The following is an 18,166-nucleotide window of genomic DNA, read 5'->3' as shown; positions in this document are numbered from 1 at the left end:
CGCTGGTGATGGTCGCGCTCGCGTTGGTCAGCGGCACCGTCCTGATCTTGGTCGGTGGGGTGGCCGGGACGGTCGGAGTGACCGCCGGACTCGCCGGACAGTCCACCGTCCTCAACGTCGAAGTCATCCCGGAGCACGCCCGCCACCTCGCCAGCTGGGTGATCCGCGCCGGGTCGATCTGCCCCCAGATCACCCCACCGTTGATCGCCGCCCAGATCGAGCAGGAAAGCAACTGGAACGCCGATCGGTCGCGCACAACCCGCCCGAGCGCGGCGGCGACGCGATGGGCATCGCCCAGTTCCAGGCCGGCACCTGGGCCGAATGGGGCGAGGACGCCAACGGCAACGGAATCAACAGTCCGTTCGACCCCGAGGACGCGATCTGGGCCCAGGGTCGGCTCATGTGCGACCTGGTCGACTGGGCCCAGCGGCAGTTGGCCGCCGGAGCGCTCCAAGGTGACCCAGTTGATCTGGCGCTGGCCGCCTACTTCTGCGGCCGGGCCTGCGTGCTGGCCGCCGGCGGGGTCCCGGCCGGCGGGCTGGCCAGCGAATATCCGGGGCAGGTGCGGGCCCGGGTGCCCACGTACAGCCTGACTGCGGTGGTGCCGGCCGGTGAGTGGACGCTGCCGCTACCGGCTGGAAGCTACGAGCTGACCTCCGGCTTCGGGATGCGCTGGGGCCGCCTCCACGCCGGTGTCGACTTCGCCGCGCCCACCGGCACCCCGATCTATGCGGCTGCGGGCGGGGTGGTGCTCGACGCCGGCTGCACCAGCCCACGCTGCGACATCCCCGGCAGCATCGACATGCCGGGCTGCGGCCTGCGCGTCAACATCAACCACGGCGGCGGGATTGTCACCCGCTACTGCCACGCGGTGGCCCTCAACGTGGCGGCCGGCGAGCCGGTCGTCGCCGGGCAGGTCATCGGCTGGGTCGGCTCCACTGGCAACTCAACCGGGCCGCACTTGCACTTCGAGATCCATCAGGGCGCTCCACCCGCCACGAACGACACCGCGATCGACCCCATCCAGTTCCTGCAGGCGGCCGGCTTGAACCCGTAGCGCGGTTGGCCGCTCGGACTCCCTCCAGTTGTACGCAAGGTCGATGCTCCTCCCTTGTGTTCTGTGCCATGCTTCCCCGATGGGATTTAGGGAGCCTCGGTCAGTAAGCGAGTTTCGCGAGTCCGCGCGGACCTATATCGACCAGTACACCGATCCCGCACGGCGCTACGCTTTCGCCACCTACGATTTGGCACCTACCCACCACGGCCCGCTGCAGCCGTCCGATATCTTCATGGCGAACCTCTTGAGTCTGCGGTTGGGCTGGGACGCCGTCACGCCGCTATTTGTGGAAGGGGCAGACCCCTATACCGACTTTCGGGTCAGGCTCGACACTGCTCTTGAGGAGGCACGACAGCTTCCTGCTCTTGAAGACTGTAGCGATAGCCAGCTCGACATGCCGGCCCTCGGGCGCGCCAACGCCGCAGCGAAAGCGTTAAGGCCTGTCGTCGGGCGCAAACGTATATGGACCCCAGTTACGGTATCGAAGGTTCTGCACCGACTCGCACGTAATGTACCTCTAATCGATAGTCGAGTGCGGAGTTTCTATCGGACGCAGTCGCCGGAAGGTGTACGGCGTAGGATGAGTAGTGATCTCCGGTTGAACCAAGGCTGGTTAAGCGAGGTCGCAGAGAAGTACCCGATACGCAGCGCACCGATGCCATTGTCCCGGGTCGCCGACATTCTAATATGGATCGGGGGAACTATCCCACGGCCTTCCTTGGGCGTTAGTGACGTTCGGTAGATAAAGTTTATATCAGAAGTACGGGGATTAGATAATTTTCGGTCATTAGGATGTCGATGTGAATGAGCGACTGTTGTGCGCGTTCTTTGAGGATCTTGCCAAGTCAGAGGAGCAGGCCGAGAACGCGGCAATAGAAATAGTCACTAGCCCCGAAGTGCCCACCTGGGTCGAGAACCACCAAGTCGTCAACGTGCTTCGTGGCGCCTTGTCGGAACCTGAGCATTTTGAGGCGCTGGCAAAGGTGGTTCGGGAACTAGTCCATTCAGCATTGCACTCTGCGCTGGTGTCACTTGACGGGGGAGCTGAAAGTGCCGAAGTGGGACAACTTGATTTGGTAGACAATGAGGGTGCTTCTCTCGGCGGTTCTCTACATGAAAAGTATGTTGATTACCTCTTCGAGACTGGTCGAATGACCTGAGGCGGTCGCGGGTCAGGGTCTTTTCCTGCCGGTGCGTTGATCTTTGTGCCCGGCCTACAACCGACAACTTCGGCCTAGTGCATGCCCAGCGAGTGGCGACCACGGCCCGCGCCGGTTGCTCCAGGCTCTCAAGTGCTCCAGCGAAAGCAGTAGCGCTGTAGATAACGCGGGCGCGATAGCTCTTGACCATGCGAGCGCTTCGGGAAGACCGGGCTTACGTCTTTGTCAAGGGCATACCGGAGGCAACGGCTATCCCGGCGTTGCACAGCGGTGGGAGCAGCGCTATGCCGAACGAGCGATGGGTCTCCGATGCGAGCGCTTCGGGAAGACCGGGCTTACGTCTTTGTCAAGGGCATACCGGAGGCAACGGCTATCCCGGCGTTGCACAGCGGTGGGAGCAGCGCTATGCCGAACGAGCGATGGGTCTCCGACGCTGGTGCCAGCACCTGGGGTTACCTTGGCTAGGGGATCGCGGCGGCTTGGAGATCAGCCGGAGCTGGAGTTCCTATGGGGACCACCAGATGGGTCGGTAGGGGAGGCGGATCTTGAATCAGTACGGCAGCCAGGCGAAGCGGTATTGGCAGAAGAACCTGCCCCGCCAGTACGGGCAGATCGAGGACCCGGTGGCGTTCTTCGGCGAGATGGGCGAGGCGATGGCGGAGCAGATCGACGAGCTGAGCCGCCAGATCGCCGGTCCGGATCAGCCCGGCGAGGGTTACCTCGGCAAGCTCGGTCGGCTGCAGATGGCGCGCGTCGAGGCGGAGACCGAGGTGATGCGCGAGCTGCTGCCGCAGCCGGAGGACGCACAACAGGTCGAGGGAGATCCCGCGGCGTAGCTCCTGGTGTAGCTGAGCAGCCGGATCTGTTCGAGGCCCTGGCCGAGGGCTGGCAGACGATACCTGCGAGCAGCTCGCCGTCTCCCGCCCCACCGGCATCCGTCCCGCCGCCGGCGCCGCGGTTCCGTCCGGACTCTCAGGTCGACCTGGCTCCCTCTGGGGAACTGGCTCGGATCCGCGCCAACCTGGCGGCCATCCAAACGTGCTTGCCCGAGAAGTAGGGTCGGTCTTCGGCTACCCGGTCGATCGGGATCAGGGTGCCATCGAGGATCGCGTAGGCCAGCCTGCCGATGCGTTTCATCGCGGTGGCCTGGTCTGCGGCCTTGGCTGCGAGCAGGTCGATCGCTTCCTGGATGTAGCGCCAGGCGGTGGTGATGCCGATGGCGAAGCCCGCGGCCAGTCGGGTGTAGGTGTCGCCGTTGCGTAGATGTGCCAGGACCAGCAGCGCTTGTTGGCCGGGGTCGAGGCGTCGCCACCGGGTGCGCAGGATGCTGCGGCGGGCGCGAATGAGGTCGGCCAGGTGGTTGAGGGTGCGGGTGGACAACGCGACCGTCGAGGGGTAAGACAGCATGTCAGAGGGGCTCCTGTGCGGGGCATCGTTTGGTCGACTGCTGTCCTATCGGGAGCCCCTCCCTACCTCGCAGCCGCCCCCTTGCCCCTCGTCGACTACCCCGCTGACCTGCTCACACAGGTTGAAAACGGCTCACTATTACGGGGAACACCCGCCAACGCCGGCAACGCACCAGACACCCGCGAACTGTAGCGGCTCAAACCTAATTGGCGCATCGGCCGGTACGCGGTTCGGTGAAGTCCTGGCGCGGCAGTATCCAACGAGCCAGATCCACCGCCAGTTCGAGGTGCACACGCCATATGGTAAGCGCGTTGTCGACTACGCGGTTTCAGACGGCAATGGAGGCTATAACCTGTTTGAGGTGAAGGCGAACCGATCTCGATATACTATCGTCCAGCGACGGAAGACAACTGGATTAGCCAGCATCTGGGCTGGGGCGCTACTGTTGTTCGGATGAGCCAGAGCTGTCCGCTGGGCTGTTGACTTGGTGAGGATGATGAGCTTCGACCTGTGCTTCTGGGCCTCGGGTGCGGGTGCGGCGGAGGAAATCTACAACGATGCGTGCGATGCTGACGACAGCCGTCTCGCAGCCAGCGAGAACGTGCTCCGGTTCAGATCGGAGCTGCTCGGTCGGTGGGTTAGCTTCAATGATTTTATTGAGCCATTGGAATATGACCTTGACACGGGTGAGCATCTCAATCTTGACAGATACGTCCTTATTACCGTTCCGGTAAGTTTGATTGGAGAGCTATCGGAGATCGTTAAGCTCGCTCGTGATTATGGGTTAGCCTCGGTCTTTCACTAGCGTTGTGATCTTGGTTGTCCGAGCGGGTTTGTTGATGGGTGTCGCTGTCTTTCGCTGGTGGGCAGCACGAGGGGACCGGCCGGCGCCGGTCGCGTCCCTGTCAGTGGGTCGAGGGTGGATAGCAGCGGCCAGGGGTTCAGGTGACCGGTCTGGGAAGTGCGGCCAGCCGGGTGAACGCGGCGGCCAGCTCGGCTGCCCACGGCCAGGAGGCGGCGATGCGTAGCCGGACCTGCCTGGCGCCGCGGGTGATCCGGGCCGCGGTGTGCAGCAGTCGGTAGCGCAGCTTCTTCGGCTCAGCCTTGGCGAGTTCGCCGTCCAGGAGCAGTAGTTGGAGCCAGGCGAGCAGGTCGATGCCGGTCAGGGCGAGTTCCAGCCAGACGGTGTTGATAGCGAACTGGCGGGAGGGGAACCGGCCAAAGCCGGTGTTCTTCCCGCAGCGGATCCGGTCCTCGACGCGGGCATGGGCGCGGTGGCGCACCTCCAGGTACTGCAGCGAACCGGTGGCGGTGTCGGTGGCGAACACCTGGTGGCGCATCTCGTTGATGGTGTCGAACAGGTCCAGCTGTGCTCCGGGGTGGGGCCGTTCCCGCCGTACCAGCATCCTGGTTCCGGGCGGGTAGTTGGCCAGCAGCTGTGGATCGACCAGATGCGTGATCTCGGCGATCTGCGCGCCGTCGCGGACCCCGCCGTCGGCGTCCAGCGCTGGTTGCCACATGTCCTTTCCGGCGGTGCTGATCGCGGCCCGGATCGGTTCGGTGATCGGCACCCCGACTGAGAAGCACGTGTCCATCCCCTGCTGGCGCAGGCTGCGGACATGCGCCAGGAACCCGTAGGTGCCACCGGCGGTATCGGCGCGGATCAGGATCGGCGTGCCGTACCGGTGCGGGTCGGGGATTTGGGCCAGGGCCTGGTCCAGCACGGTGATGTGGTCGGCGGTGGTGTTCGATCCGGCGCTGCCGGTGCGCAGCAGCCCGGACAGCGCTTCGGTGGTGTTATCAAGGAAGCAGAACAGAGGATGGAACCCGAAGGTTCTCTTCCAGGTCTTGCCGGCCTGTTCCTTCTCCGAGTGGGCCACCACAATCGACGCGTCGATGTCGAGGACCAAACCGGCCACCGGCCGGTCGCCTGCCATCGAACTCGGCAATCCGCCCCGGGTCTCGTATCGTTGCGCCCACGCCACCTCCCGCGCGGCCGCGCGCGCCGCCCGCAGCCCGCCCAGCCCACTGCCGGCGGCGCCGGAAAGCACCCGCCACGCGGTCGCATCCGAGGCCACCGACCCGAACAGCTCCGGCTGGCCACGCAACACCGCCAGATCGGCGATCGCCTCACCGCCGTCGGCGATCATCACCGCCACATCGACGGCCACCCGGCCGGGATCATGGCCACTATCGCGCTGGCGCAGCCCCGCCAACGCGTGGCTGAACTGGCCACACAGCCCTGTCACCTCCGCCAGGTCGGCCAGCAGCCGAGCACCGGCATGTCCGACCACGCCCTTCCCGTCCGTGGTGGCGATGATCTTCGGGCGGGTTCCGGTAGCCTTCACCTGGCAAGTGCCTTCCGTGACGGGACAGATCGACCTTCAGCAAGTCAGATCATCCCAGATCAGAAGGCACTTCCTCTTTCTTGATCCACCATCCGGACCGCCGCTACTGCACGGCCAAGGTTAACGATCTATGACCCTCAAGCGGAGCAGGTGCTGCGAGCGTAGTCGATTGGCCCGATATCCAATTTGATTGGAAAGAGCGGCTATCTGAGAAAGATGCATCTCGGCGTCAGAACCGGCTGAGCAGTGAGGTGATCTCAGCAAGAATCGTCGGGCAGCTCATCTTGGCTCACGCCTGATCCAGTTCGGACCCCCGCACGCAGGCGTGGAGCCCTTCAGGTAGGAAGTTCTCACCACAAGATCACCTACCGCGAAGGATCCCACGTGATCGCCTATCCTGCCAATGCTCGACGTACCCCGTGAACTCGTCCACCACCTGGCCCGACTCCTGACCGCCGAACGACGCACCCGCGGCACCCGACGACGCACCCGAGCGCTGACCTGCTTCAAACAGGCCCTTCTGGTACTGGTCTGGTACCGCAAACGCGAGGACCTCACCCTGCTGGCCGCCGGATTCGGCATCTCCCGCGCCACCGCCTACCGCTACCGCGACGAAGCCACCAACGTGCTGGCCGACGGCGCCCAGACCTCCACCAGGCGCTACGCCGGGTCGCCAACCAGGTCATCAGCGGGTTCGCCGCTTCGCACCAGGTCGTCGAGGCCCTCGATCGTGTCCGAGCCTGGCTTCAGCGAAGCCCTGACAACGCACAGCTGGCCGACATCGTCGCGGCTTGCCAGCTGGGCGTCGCGGTCACGACAGCCGCGGTACGGATCGATCCCAGCAACCGGGCCCCTTGAACAGGGGAGCAAATGGGGGCCGGGGGGTCAACCCTAGCCTTGGCCGTGCAGTAGCGGCGGTCCGGATGCAATGCCGTTAAGGTAGGGCGTCTGGGCAGGCCAGGATGGGTGTGGGTGGTCCGGCATGTCGGATGATCTTGTCGGTGGGTCGCTTGACGCGGTAGGAGTTGTGGCGGGCGCGTTTCACCGCGCGGGGGCAGGTACGTTGACGCCGTCGTGGGTTGAGATGCCGCAGGATTTCCTGTGTGGACTCGGCGATCGCTTCGGTGAGGTGTTCAGGGGGAAATAGCCGCCTGGTCGGTGACCTGGCGGCGGACCACACGAAGGCCACGTATGAACGATGTCCGGTCGGGGTCGTAGCCAGCCTCGTCGGCGGCGTCGACCAGTAGGGCGCGGATGCCGTAGTGTGCCAGCAGCAGGCCCCACAGCTCCTGCTCGACCAACTCGGGGGTCTTCGACCGCAACACTTGGCCACGGCCCCGCAGGTCGGTCTTGACCTCGTCGATAGCCGATTCCTCTTCCCAGCGCTGGTGGTAGGCGCCGGCCAGCTCGCCAGCGTCGACCTGCCGCGGATCCAGCATGGTGGTGACCACGGCGATCAGCTCACCGCCGGGGTTACGGTCGGGCACGGTGTACTCGACCACCCGCACCAGGCGGGCCAGTTCGGCAGGCACCTCGGCGCCGGTTTTGGCCGCCGCGGCCAGCCGGGCACGCCGGTCGGCGTCCAGCCCGGGCCGGTAGATCAGGGCCAGGTAGGAGCCGTCGGCCAGCCACCGCAGGTGCCCGATCGACACCGACGCGCCGATGCGCCAGAGCAGGTCAGCACCCGTATCGGCGAAGCTGTTGAACAACTCCCAGGAGTACAAGCCGGCATCGGCGGTGACCAGCATGTCCGGCTCGATCTTGTCGACCAGTTCGGCGGCCAGGGTTCGTTCCCCGGCGCGGGCCGCGCCGGGCACCGCGGCCACGATCGCCCGGGTGCCGCACTCGGCCAGGGCCATCACCTGCAGTTTCGGGAACGCCGAAGCCTTCGGACCCGACCCGATCCGCCCGAAATGTTCCACGTTGGCGTCGCTGTCGGGCACGTCGAAGCTGGTGCCGTCGATAGCCATCAGCCGGCGCCTTGCCAGCCACGCCCCCTTCGTACCAGTGGTGGCGATCGGCACCGCTGCCCGGTCGAACAGTTCCTTGACCGGTGCCGCACCCAGCCGTTTACGGGCCTGGCAGATCGCCGAGGCGGTGGGCACCTGCCAGTCATCGACCCACGAACCGAGCTTACGAAGGTTCCCCACCAGCCGCCGCATCACTTCCTCATAGGACTCGTTTGAGTACAGGCCCAAGGCGATCGCGTAGCGGATCATCACATGAGCAGGAAGCAGCCGGCGGCGTTTCTCCCGTACACCGGTGTCGTTGATGACTTCCTCGATCAGGTCCCGGCCGAACCTCGCCGACAGCACACCCAGCCCGATGTGGTCGGTCAGCCGGTCACCCGAAACCTGCTCATCTTCCTGCCCCTGCGGCACCGCCATGACCGGGAACGGTAACCCACCCGCCGGCGCAACGCTCACCCCACCGCGCTGACCTCGAAAAACGCCCCTACCTTAACGGCATTGCCTCTGGGTCCGGGGCTGGCATCATAGCTCCGTTGCTCTGGCCGGCGTTTATCGCATTCTTCGTGGGTGTGCTGATTTTGTTGGTTTTCGTTCCGCTGATCATGTTGTATAATAAGCCATCCTTCCTGGTGGCGCCCCATGATCGCGGCAAACCGGGTGGACTCGAACTCAAGCGGATCTACCGCGAATAGGTTCGGGTATACGGTGTGTCGGCGGTCCTGCCGTTGGTGTGGGTTGCCTTGGGTTTCTCCTGTTCGTTGGGCCGGCGCTACGGCTTACATGTGTCATCTACTAGCGGTCTTGCCGGTGGAGGTATACACACCGCCGAACGGCCACACTTGATGATCACCACGAAACACCGAGGCTAAAGACTGGGAAGCGGTTCCTGCCGGCCGCTGACTTCACGCTCGACTACATTGATGAATTTAGAGTGGCTGCTCGCGGCACGGCTGCGGCTATCAGCGGAGGCGGACCATCGGTAGCGTAGCCGGGGGATATGGAGGGCCGGCAATTGGTAGCGTACTCGCAGCGTCGCTCAGGTGTGGTCCAGCTGCGCCAGGGCGTGCTGCTCTTGGTAGCTGGGTTGGCCGTGGCCGGAGGGCTCATAGATGGCTGGGGTGCGGAGTTAACACGCTGGGGGTTGGGTCGGCGGGTTGGTAAGCTGAGTACAGTCGGAGAGGGTGTCTGCTGATGTGGCTGGTGGCGATATTCTTTACAGTTGCGGCGGCGACTGGGTGGTACATGGTTCGGCAGTATTGGCGGCAGTCTGACAAGTTCTTCCAACAGCGCGAGACATTTCGGCTAGTCTTCCAAAGCCGCTGGCTCAGCGAGTCCTTTATGCGGACCCCATTGGTTGTTGCCGTCACGTGCACGCTCATCGCCGTATCGACGTTGGGTTTCGCCATATCCGGTTCGCCCGAAACTGCTTCCGGCGGCACCGAGGTGCTCCTCTGGTCGTTGTTCATCCTTTTCTTCGCCGGTTGCTTTGTCACAATTGTTCTTGCGCCACTGATTATTTTCTTCAATAAGCCATCTCTTATGGTGGCGCCACACGATCGCGGCAAACCCGGTGGTCTTAAGCTTAAGCGGCTCTACCGAGAGTAGGCTCTTATCCTTTACCCGTCGGGTGGTGGGACGACCTGTGGGAGACCGCCGCTGCGCGCATCGACGCCGATGACGCGGCACGGCTGCTGCTCAACGTCCAGCCGTGGCGGCCCTGGCGCGGCCGCGACTCGCAACTCGACGCTGTACTCGACGCTGCGGAGCGTCCCGTCGCCCGGCCTCGCTCGACCGACCGGGCGACGGCGTTCGACGCCGACCTGGTCGCAATCTTGAAAGCGACCGGCGCCGACCGCCCGGCGGTCGGATCGGTGCTGCGGCAGATCGGCCGTCGTAGGCTGCCGCTACCAGTTGTCTGGCTCACGGTCGTGGTGCCCGCACTCTTCGACCGGTCAGCTGAGAGATGCCAGCGGCGCGAGGCCCGCACTAGATATCGGCAACTACCGCTCTTTTGGTAGGGCTGGTAGATTGTCCGAAATTCTATGAAACAGTTTCACCAATATCAACGTAGCTAGGTGTCCCATGGTCGGATGGTTTTGGAAGCATGTTGCCTTGCCCCTTTTGGTGGGCGCGGCTTTGATCGGCGCGGGAGTTGCGACCCACCTTGTGATGGTGAATAGGGTAGGGGACAGGCAAACCATGGGTGTTGCCCTTGCTGCAGAAGTTGTCGAGGTGAACAGTAAAAGAGGCTTTAAAAGTGTGACGATCAGTTACACTTACTCCGGCGTCGCGCGAGAGGTGACTCTCAGGAAATTGTTTGGCGATGTTAGCGTGTATGATTTAGGCGATCGTGTTACTGCCTACATAGAGCCCGCTGACCCCGACAAAGTGGCACTGGCTGAAGGATTCGCTAGTGAAGGGTGGCGGACGCAACTCCCCTTACCATTAGCGTTGGTCGGCGTCGTGCTCCTTATCCGGTCGGCCCTCCGCCCTTTTCGGCATAAGCCGCCGTTCACACAGGATATTAGGTAAACATTCAGCCGCCCTGTCGAAGCCGGCGTCGTGTGGTGGATCTTGCTGACCCGGTGGTGACGGTTACTGTGTGGGCATGGCCATCGAGGACGCCCGTGTGATGATCGCCGCGTTGGCGCAGCCGGAAGCGTTGCTGGTGTTCGGTGCGATCGCCGCCGCTACGTCAGGGGCGCGGCTGCGGGACGAGTTAGGGCACCCGCCATCGGGGACTTCTTATGTCACGCCGTTTGGTTTGGAGGAGAAGACATCGCTGCCGCGAGACGTGATCGAGCAGGCCGCTGGGCGGCTGAAGCGGGCGGGTTTGCTAGAGGTCTTGCCCGACGAGCAGGGTCGGTACGAAAGCTGGCGTATCAACGAGGCCGCGCTGGCGGCCGCATCGACGTGATCGCCCGAGGGGGTGGGTCGCAGTGCGCTTGAGGCGCAGCGTGCGGTGGCCGCCCGGTGATGCTGCCGGCGGCTGGTGTGGGGTGTGGACCTCAGACGGTTGCGGGTAACTCTGGCATCCAGGGTCGGCCGAGGATTGCCTGGCGTAGGACGGTTATCTGGTTGAGTCCGTGTTTGGTCGCGGTGGACAGGTAGCCGAGGATCTGGAACCGGTCGCGGGTGCGGTCTTCGCTGGTGAGTCGGCCGGAGATGTTCTGCTGGATCTTGGAGGGTCGTAGGTCCCGCTCGGCCTGGTTCGAGGTGGCCGGCACGCGCAGGTCGGTGGTGAAGCGCAGCACGTCGTCGGGCCGGTCGTGGAGCTCTTCCAGCAGCAGTCGGGTCTTGCGTTCGCCGGGCCGGTCGCCGTGGCTTGCGGTGGTCTTCAGCCCGACCAGCACCCCGTGGCGGAACCGTCGTACCAGCTCGTCTTTGACCGTGGGGTCGATCTGGTCGGCGCCGGCGGCGCGGGCGGTGTTCGCCTCGTGGATCAGGCCGCGTAGCGCGTCGCGGATCTGGGTCGGCCAGTGCTCGTCGGGGTACAGCTCGACCGCCGTCTCGAGATCACGAACGAGGTGAGCGGTACAGAGCTGGTGCAGCAGGTGCGCGTACGGCGCGGCGTCGTAGTTCTGGTAACGGTCGTGCACGATCACCGACCCGGCGGCCAGGTCGGCGATGGCCAACGCTTTGAAGGTGTCCAGGTCCCGCCCGCCGAGCAGGTAGTGGGTGTACAGCTCGGTGCAGGCCACCAGCAGGTACTTCTTGGACCCGGCCGGGCCGACCCGCAGCGGGGTCTCATCAGCGGCCACGACGTGCGCCAGGGTGAGCAGCGCCCGGATCCGCTTGTCCACCACATCCAGCAGCCCGGCGGCGCGGGCCAGCATGCCGTGCACGAACCCAGCCGAGGGTGCGGTGCCGGTCAGCGACTCCAGCAATCCGAGCACCCGCCCGACCGGCAGGAACTGCACCGCCAGCAGGTAGACCGCCAGCGCCTGCAGGTTCGGCCCATAGCCGACCGGCCCGCTGCGGGCACCCTCGGGCCGGGCGGCGGTGTGCACCTGCCCGCAGCCGCAGGCCACCGCATGCTGGTCATACTGGGTGACCTTCACCGCCACCGGCGGGATCTCGTGCTGCTGGTACTGGTCGACGATCCCCAGATCCCGACCCTGGGCCAGCTCCGTGCCGCACTCGCAGCGGCCTTGCGGGAACCGGTCGACCCGATCGTCGGGGTCCTGCCGCCAGGCCAGGTTCGCCCCAGGCGCCCCCGGCTGCTTGCCCCGCGGCTTCGAACCCCTACCACCGGACCGCTTCGGCTTCGGCGCGCTGCGGCCCGGATCGTCATCGCGCGACGGCGGCACGGACGAGTTACCCGAGTTCCGCGACAGCAGGTGCTCCAACCGGGCCAGCTTCGCCGCCAGCTCCTTGTTCGCTTCCTCCAGCCCAGCGATCCGCTCGCTCTGTGCCCGGACCAGCACGATCAGGTCCTCACGAGACAGCTCCTCCAGCTCGGCCACCACAAGATCGAACCACACCAGACAGACAGCCCGCTCGACAGCCCTGGGCTCACTCAGCCCGCGACCACCGCTACCCTCCGCGCCACGGCTGAATGCTTACGATATTAGCTATCTGGGCGACCTGGAAAGAGTGTCAGACTTATCCGTAGGGGCGATCATCCACGGCGACTTCACGGACGTGTGGCTTCCGGCCTATGAGCGGGTCCGCGACGGTCTTCGTAAGGAGCGAGGGTTCGGACTTCGGATTCACGTGCGGTTTCTGATTGGTGAGGCGGGCCTGGGAGATTTTGAGGTTAAAGGAGGTGATGTCAGGGTCTGTGCATTCTTTCAGAAGCACCAGTTGCTGGTGGTTGAAGCGTTCGTGCCGCTCGGATCATCGACGCCCCCAACGGCGATTCTCTGTGGGCTTCTTGAGCAAGCCCTGGCTGCTGGCGAGCAGCACGCCCCAAGCGAAGGCTCTTCCCGGACTCGGCAACCCGCGTAGGGTTTTTGATCGTATAGCGCTGCCTGATCTATAAGACGGGTCAGGGGAGCCTCGAATCGACCAGTGCGGTCAGCGGCGGTGCCGGTGTCCGGCAACGTGGCGACCGCCCAGTCATACTCGCGGCGGCGGCAGGTACAGTTTCCGATCGATCAACACCCGCGGTTCCGGAGTACTGGCGCTGAGCTCGGGAACGGCTACTCAGTTGGGCCTGCGGGCCATTAGCACCTCGGTATCGCCCGGCCAGTCCCAGAAGATCCCTTCGGGCGAACGGTTGGCTAGTAGTGCCCGCACCTCCCCGGCAAAGTCGTCAAGACGATCACCAAACAGGTGCGGCGCCGAGGACGAGAGGGACAGGTAGCCGGACAAGACGCTTTCGCTGTCTCGCAGGAGGTCGGGGATGCCTGGGAGGAAGAACGGCTGCGGAACACCGAAGCGGGTCCGCGCCAACACATCCTCGAAGCGGTGAGCCCGCTGCTGGGCAGTGCCCTGGCCGGCGCGCCGGGTAGGGCCGAGATACTTCCTGACGAGCGCCTCGATCTCGTCGTGGGGGATCGCAGGCACCCCTGGATCCGGTGGCTGTGGCCGTCCCGTCACAGTGTGGACGATGAGGGCCAGCGCACCGCCGGGCTCCAGCATGTCGTAGACGGCCTCCGCGACTAGGCGTTCGTCAGTCCAGTGGAAAGACTGGCCGAAGGTCACCAGCTGGTACGGCCCTGGCGCGACTGCGGGCAGGTCCTCGGCGAGCCCCTGGACCCATCGGATGTTCCCGACCGCCGCTTTCTCGGCCGCGCGGCAGCCCTCCGCCAGCATGTCGCCATCCGGATCCAGGCCGATCACTTGCTCGAAGAGGTTAGCAAGCCGGACGGTAAGGATGCCTGGGCCGCAGCCGGCATCCAGAAGCCGGCCGCTTCCGTCCAGACCCAGTTCGTGCGCTAGGAAGGCCTCGAGCTCTGGTGAGTACATGGGGCGGCCGCAGCGATAGTGGACAGCGGAGCCGAGGTAGATCGTGGGGTCATAAGGCACCCCACCAGTTTCCCGCGATCGGCAGCTACACCCGCGGCTGACACACCGTGGGTTCCGGGCACGGGCAGAGCTCACACCTGCCCCGGCGACCCGAATGGAAGTACGTCGCTGGGGCCAGGTCAATCTGGCAGAATGGCACCATCGCGTAGCTAGGTGATCGGAGTCTGTAATCAGATCCGACCTGGACCGTTCGACGGCATCCTGGCCCGTTGCCAAGAGGGACGCCTCCCACCGGGCGATGCTCGCCGGGGCCTGCATCCTTGCACTGGGCGGGTGCGCTGTCTTTCCTATCCGACCGGAGGCGCCACTGCGAACGGCGGTCGTCGGCCTGGTCGCTATGGCGCTGATCGCCTGCGCGTTGATCTTGCGATCGCCGGCATCGATCCGCACGTCGGCGTTCATCGGTACGTTGTTCGGCTGTTTTTCGGTGGGAATCCACTTCGGCTGGCCCCCAGCGCTCACCACGGCTCTGGTCTGCGTCCTCCCGCTGGGGTGCTTGCTGATAGTTGGCCGCCGTTCATCCCTGGGGCCGGCAGCGCCCTGGTTGAGACGCGGCTCGATCACGCCTGAGATTTTCTGGCTGGGACTGGTCACCGTGGTCCTCGGTGGAGTCGCACTCGTCGTGTGGGCGCTCATTGCGCGGCCAGTGCCCGCTGAGTATTTCGGCGGGCTACAACGCCTCCCGCTGTGGCTTGCGATCCTTGGCACCGTGGCGTTCGCGCTGGTCAACCCGATCTGGGAAGAGCTGCTCTTCCGTGGGGTGCTGCTCACCGAACTAGCCTTGGTCTGGGGCACCAGGGCCGCCGTGGCATTGCAAGCCGTGTTGTTTGGAGTCGCGCACTCTGCGGGTTTCCCGTCCGGCATCGCAGGCATGATCATGGCAATGTGCTGGGGGTTTGTCCTCGGCGTGATCCGGGTGCGCAGTGGCGGCATCCTGATGACCTACGTTGTGCATGTGACCGCAAATGCGGTGATCGGGACGCTCGCCGTGCTGATCCTGATTTGATAGGGCCCACGCGATCCTACTGCCGCCGCTGTATTGCTAGTCTGTCGGTATGATCGATCGACGCCCCCTGATGCGCCGCCAGTTGGCAGCGCTGACGCTGACCGGCCTCGCGCTTGCAGGATGCAGTGGCGGAAACGGTCCGGGGGTCGGCGATGCTGCCTGGTCATCGACTCCTTCGCCGTCGCTGGAGCCGGATGTGCTTGAGGTCTGGCCGGAAGAGGTCCCGTTCGAGGGCATGCTTCCGGACCTCCCGGCGGGGACGTTTCTCTACAATGAATCTATCCTTGGCACGAGTTCTGTCATGGTTGACCGCTACGCCGGGCTCGCGCAGGCTACCGACGAAGACTTCGACGACTTCCTCGAGTACTTTCAGACCGCCCTGCCAGAATCCGGCTGGACCATAACCGAGGAGACCTCGCAAAGTACCACCAGCGATGAGGTGTACTCGCGAATTATGGACATCGAAGGGCATGAGCTAACTGGTAGGGTGTCACTCCGCATGTCAACGGGAGCGGAGGATAGCTCCCGGCGTACCTTGGCGATCTTCATGCGTCTGGTTCAGGCGGGTGACGATTTCGCCGCCGGGATAGCGATGGCTCCGGTGCCCAGATGGTGGAATGAGGCAGTCCCACCGGCTCCGGATGGTTGGCGCCAGACGTCGGTCGACCTGCAGTACGGAGGTAGAACCGTCCCGACCGGCCCTGCTCAGGTGGATGATGAGATCACGCTCCATGCGATTTCCACGGAGGCCCTTGCGCTCGAGGAAGACGTCGAGTGGGACCGTACGGTTGAGCAGGCCGATGCGCAGCTCGATACCGCGGCCGAGCACTATCGGTCTGTCATGCCCGAGCATGGTTGGACACTGGTCAGCGACTCCGATGCCAGCGATGAAGGTGATGAAGGTTGGGGGGACCGAATTCAGGAACTGGTGTTCTCCGGTTACCGAACCGACCTGACCATCCGCGTGAGCTACCCCCACAACCCAGACGGCAGTCCGATGGGCTGGGTGAGGGTGTACATGACCTTCCAGGCCACCGCGCCCGCTGCAGCCACTACCAGCGAAAACCCCACCACAGCAGGTGCGGCCGGAGCGTTAGAGGCTCGACCCGCCGAATGCTGCAGTGCCCGGGAGTCGTAGCAGATCGGCCCTGCTGACGGTCGTCAAGTGCCGCAGCTCACCATCGACCGATACCGCGTACAGGATCCGCCCAAAACCCCGGCCGTCAGGGCTCAAGGACCGCATGTTTGAGATGACCACCTGGCCATCGAACTGGCCCTCGACATGCCAGCTTCCCTGCTCCTGCGGTAGCTCGAGCGGTACCCGACTGGTCACATCACCCTCGTCGGACACATACAGCAACGCCACCGGACCACGCGCCTCCCCAAACACCGCGACGATGAACCCCTCGCCGGCTGGGTTGCTCAGCAGCTGTACGCCCTCGAACTGGCCAGTGCCTTCGGAGAGGCTCTCGCCCTGGTCGAGCCACTCCCGGCCGTCAATCTCCACTGACGCCACTTCACCGGAGATCGGGTCCACCACCTCACCCTCAATCATCTCCACCATGCCAGGGGTATCCGGCAGCCGGTCGATCGCCAGCAACCGACCGTCAGGGAAGACGGACACCACCTCCCGGTCGGCGATCGCTTCAACTTCAACCATCGACTGATTAATCAAATCCACCAGCCAGTAGGTCGAGAGAAGCCTGTCGGCTTCCGGCTCGGCCACCAACAGCTGACGTGAGTCGCTGGACCAGGCCCACGGGATCATGCCCCCAAGACCCTCAAAGATCTGGGCCTGCCCGTCGCCGAGGTCCCGGAGAAACACTCCGCTGAGTGTTCCCTGCGCCAGCCATCTGCCGTCCGGCGATAGACTAAAGGCGAGTCCTGCACCGAACTCGGCGTCCTCGGCCAGCACCAGCTGCTCGCCACCATCGAGGACCAGCACTGGATCACACTCGATGCACTGGTAGACAATCCTCCCGAGACCCACAGCCCCCTCCTCAGGGACCACAGCCACCGCTGCGGACGGGTTGATCTCCTCAGGTAAGCCAGTCACCGCCGTTGAAACCCCGGCGTTCTCACCGCTGGCCTGCCGCACCGCTAGCGCAACTATGAGCGCCACCACGAGACCCACCGTAGCCAGGAGGAATCCGACCATACGCCAACGCTTCGTTGATCGGCCGGGCTCCTCCGCAGTCTTGCTGGTGCAAGCCGGGTTCGTCGCCACCATCCAAACAGTCTAGTACTTGAGTCTTGCAGCTCGATGGTCTGGTCCGGGAGTTCGCAACCAGGTGCGGGGGTGGATGGGGACGCCGAGCATAGTCTGTTGTATACCCTGAGACAACCAGCGAAAGAACGGAGTCCGGGCTGTGAAGCTATCTGGTTTACACAGAGGTTTGCTGGCGTTCGCGGCTGTCTTGGCGATGATCGGGACGGCTGCATTTCTTATTCGCCTTGAGGGGTCAGATAGAGAACTTCGTAGGCACGGGGATCCTGTCTCAGCTACGGTAACGGACGAGCGCAGACTGCCCCATGCACCTCGCAGTGTCACGCAGAGTGTGACCTACCACTATGGTGGCGAGGAATTTACCGGTGCCGTTCGATGTTCGATGGACTGTCCGGAGATGGGGGAGCAGCTAACGATTTATGTTGAGGAAGACAACCCGGAGCGATTTGTTAGCTCCAGGGGCGGAAGTGCCGCGCCGTGGCGCGGCCTTTTGTGGGGTGCGCTGATCCCAGCGTTTGTGGGAACGCTCTGTATCATCGCGGGAATGCTTATGAGTTACATGAGGCGAGTGGCCGAACCTGACCACTTCTTCAGCATCCCGCAAAGCAGTCGGCCGGACCCTGATCAGAGCGCAAAGAAGCTGGCGACGAAGCGGGACATGTTTGCGTATATCGCCGGTGTCGCAGGCGCACTAACATTGCTCGGTGCGATCCTGGTAAACGACCCAGCCGCGCAGTTGATGGGAGGGGTGTTGGCGCTGCTGCTTCTCGCTGCAGCGTTCCTGCGGGGTAGGTTTGTATCTAAACGCGCCGATGCGGAGAAGTCTCCACCGCTTTGATCCTCCTGGTCGAGCAGCGGTGCCCGTCAACTGTTCCGGTTCCGAGGGGTCGACGGGCGAGCGCGAGGACGCGTCTCAAGGGGTTGCGCCCCGGCCGGTGGAGTCCCGTTGGGACGGGTCGAAAGTCCCGTCCGGGAACGGGCCTCACGCCTCTGCGGGCAACGCCGCTCAACCGGTGTC

Annotated in this window: 17 protein-coding genes and 1 pseudogene; 12 read left to right on the top strand and 6 right to left on the bottom strand. The window is 64.3% G+C overall.

Annotated elements, in window-relative coordinates; translation table 11 throughout:
• Nucleotides 1-283 precede the first annotated feature (283 nt).
• From JQS43_RS19780 to JQS43_RS19770, 4 genes are all read left to right on the top strand, one after another.
• Entirely contained in the window at nucleotides 284-1,057 is a 774-nt protein-coding gene (locus JQS43_RS19780; RefSeq protein WP_239675873.1) for a M23 family metallopeptidase, read from the top strand.
• A 43-nt stretch (nucleotides 1,058-1,100) separates the two neighbouring features.
• On the top strand, nucleotides 1,101-1,799 hold the full coding sequence (locus tag JQS43_RS26375) for a DUF6308 family protein (RefSeq protein ID WP_420847602.1): 699 nt from the start codon (nucleotides 1,101-1,103) through the stop codon (nucleotides 1,797-1,799).
• Nucleotides 1,800-1,857: 58 nt separating this feature from the next.
• Nucleotides 1,858-2,217 (top strand): hypothetical protein, encoded by a 360-nt coding sequence (locus JQS43_RS19775; RefSeq protein ID WP_239675872.1) that lies wholly within the window; start codon nucleotides 1,858-1,860, stop codon nucleotides 2,215-2,217.
• Nucleotides 2,218-2,762: 545 nt separating this feature from the next.
• The gene (locus tag JQS43_RS19770; protein ID WP_239675871.1) at nucleotides 2,763-3,053 is read left to right on the top strand and encodes a hypothetical protein; all 291 of its coding nucleotides are present in this window, start codon (nucleotides 2,763-2,765) and stop codon (nucleotides 3,051-3,053) included.
• A gap of 202 nt (nucleotides 3,054-3,255) precedes the next feature.
• On the opposite strand, the pseudogene JQS43_RS19765 reads toward JQS43_RS19770, so the two are convergent.
• A pseudogene (locus JQS43_RS19765) lies at nucleotides 3,256-3,624 on the bottom strand (transposase family protein); the annotation flags it as partial.
• 496 nt (nucleotides 3,625-4,120) lie between these two features.
• Here JQS43_RS19765 and JQS43_RS19760 point away from each other — a divergent pair.
• The gene (locus tag JQS43_RS19760; RefSeq protein WP_239675870.1) at nucleotides 4,121-4,429 is read left to right on the top strand and encodes a hypothetical protein; all 309 of its coding nucleotides are present in this window, start codon (nucleotides 4,121-4,123) and stop codon (nucleotides 4,427-4,429) included.
• 136 nt (nucleotides 4,430-4,565) lie between these two features.
• On the opposite strand, the gene JQS43_RS19755 is transcribed toward JQS43_RS19760, so the two are convergent.
• Nucleotides 4,566-5,972 (bottom strand): IS1380 family transposase, encoded by a 1,407-nt coding sequence (locus JQS43_RS19755; protein ID WP_239675869.1) that lies wholly within the window; start codon nucleotides 5,970-5,972, stop codon nucleotides 4,566-4,568.
• 403 nt (nucleotides 5,973-6,375) lie between these two features.
• On the opposite strand from JQS43_RS19755, the gene JQS43_RS26370 reads away from it, so the two are divergent.
• Nucleotides 6,376-6,867: a helix-turn-helix domain-containing protein gene (locus JQS43_RS26370; protein WP_420847601.1), complete on the top strand. Its 492-nt coding sequence runs from the start codon at nucleotides 6,376-6,378 to the stop codon at nucleotides 6,865-6,867.
• 238 nt (nucleotides 6,868-7,105) lie between these two features.
• On the opposite strand, the gene JQS43_RS19745 is transcribed toward JQS43_RS26370, so the two are convergent.
• Nucleotides 7,106-8,359, bottom strand: coding sequence for an IS4 family transposase (locus tag JQS43_RS19745; protein WP_239675868.1), 1,254 nt, complete (start codon nucleotides 8,357-8,359; stop codon nucleotides 7,106-7,108).
• A 116-nt stretch (nucleotides 8,360-8,475) separates the two neighbouring features.
• On the opposite strand from JQS43_RS19745, the gene JQS43_RS19740 reads away from it, so the two are divergent.
• From JQS43_RS19740 to JQS43_RS19730, 3 genes are all read left to right on the top strand, one after another.
• Nucleotides 8,476-8,634 (top strand): hypothetical protein, encoded by a 159-nt coding sequence (locus tag JQS43_RS19740; protein ID WP_239675867.1) that lies wholly within the window; start codon nucleotides 8,476-8,478, stop codon nucleotides 8,632-8,634.
• A gap of 499 nt (nucleotides 8,635-9,133) precedes the next feature.
• Nucleotides 9,134-9,547: a hypothetical protein gene (locus JQS43_RS19735; protein WP_239675866.1), complete on the top strand. Its 414-nt coding sequence runs from the start codon at nucleotides 9,134-9,136 to the stop codon at nucleotides 9,545-9,547.
• 1,003 nt (nucleotides 9,548-10,550) lie between these two features.
• Nucleotides 10,551-10,859: a hypothetical protein gene (locus tag JQS43_RS19730; protein WP_239675865.1), complete on the top strand. Its 309-nt coding sequence runs from the start codon at nucleotides 10,551-10,553 to the stop codon at nucleotides 10,857-10,859.
• A gap of 91 nt (nucleotides 10,860-10,950) precedes the next feature.
• Here the strand turns inward: JQS43_RS19730 and tnpC are convergent, their stop codons facing one another.
• Together tnpC and JQS43_RS19720 are read right to left on the bottom strand one after the other, a co-directional pair.
• Nucleotides 10,951-12,426 (bottom strand): IS66 family transposase, encoded by a 1,476-nt coding sequence (gene tnpC / locus JQS43_RS19725; RefSeq protein ID WP_239675864.1) that lies wholly within the window; start codon nucleotides 12,424-12,426, stop codon nucleotides 10,951-10,953.
• 664 nt (nucleotides 12,427-13,090) lie between these two features.
• The gene (locus tag JQS43_RS19720; RefSeq protein WP_239675863.1) at nucleotides 13,091-13,915 is read right to left on the bottom strand and encodes a class I SAM-dependent methyltransferase; all 825 of its coding nucleotides are present in this window, start codon (nucleotides 13,913-13,915) and stop codon (nucleotides 13,091-13,093) included.
• 337 nt (nucleotides 13,916-14,252) lie between these two features.
• Here JQS43_RS19720 and JQS43_RS19715 point away from each other — a divergent pair, with 337 nt between their 5' ends.
• Complete coding sequence (locus JQS43_RS19715) at nucleotides 14,253-14,921, top strand: CPBP family intramembrane glutamic endopeptidase (RefSeq protein ID WP_239675862.1); 669 nt, start codon at nucleotides 14,253-14,255, stop codon at nucleotides 14,919-14,921.
• Nucleotides 14,922-14,970: 49 nt separating this feature from the next.
• Entirely contained in the window at nucleotides 14,971-16,059 is a 1,089-nt protein-coding gene (locus tag JQS43_RS19710) for a hypothetical protein (RefSeq protein WP_239675861.1), read from the top strand.
• Here the strand turns inward: JQS43_RS19710 and JQS43_RS19705 are convergent.
• The gene (locus JQS43_RS19705; protein WP_239675860.1) at nucleotides 16,015-17,079 is read right to left on the bottom strand and encodes a TolB-like translocation protein; all 1,065 of its coding nucleotides are present in this window, start codon (nucleotides 17,077-17,079) and stop codon (nucleotides 16,015-16,017) included. The genes JQS43_RS19710 and JQS43_RS19705 overlap by 45 nt on opposite strands.
• 400 nt (nucleotides 17,080-17,479) lie before the next feature.
• On the opposite strand from JQS43_RS19705, the gene JQS43_RS19700 reads away from it, so the two are divergent.
• Nucleotides 17,480-17,986: a hypothetical protein gene (locus JQS43_RS19700; RefSeq protein ID WP_420847600.1), complete on the top strand. Its 507-nt coding sequence runs from the start codon at nucleotides 17,480-17,482 to the stop codon at nucleotides 17,984-17,986.
• The last annotated feature ends 180 nt before the right edge of the window (nucleotides 17,987-18,166 follow it).

Origin of the sequence: Natronosporangium hydrolyticum, assembly GCF_016925615.1 — a bacterium.
Taxonomy (GTDB): domain Bacteria; phylum Actinomycetota; class Actinomycetes; order Mycobacteriales; family Micromonosporaceae; genus Natronosporangium; species Natronosporangium hydrolyticum.
The sequence above is the reverse complement of the archived record's forward strand: the minus strand, read 5'-3'. Positions and strand labels throughout refer to the sequence as shown.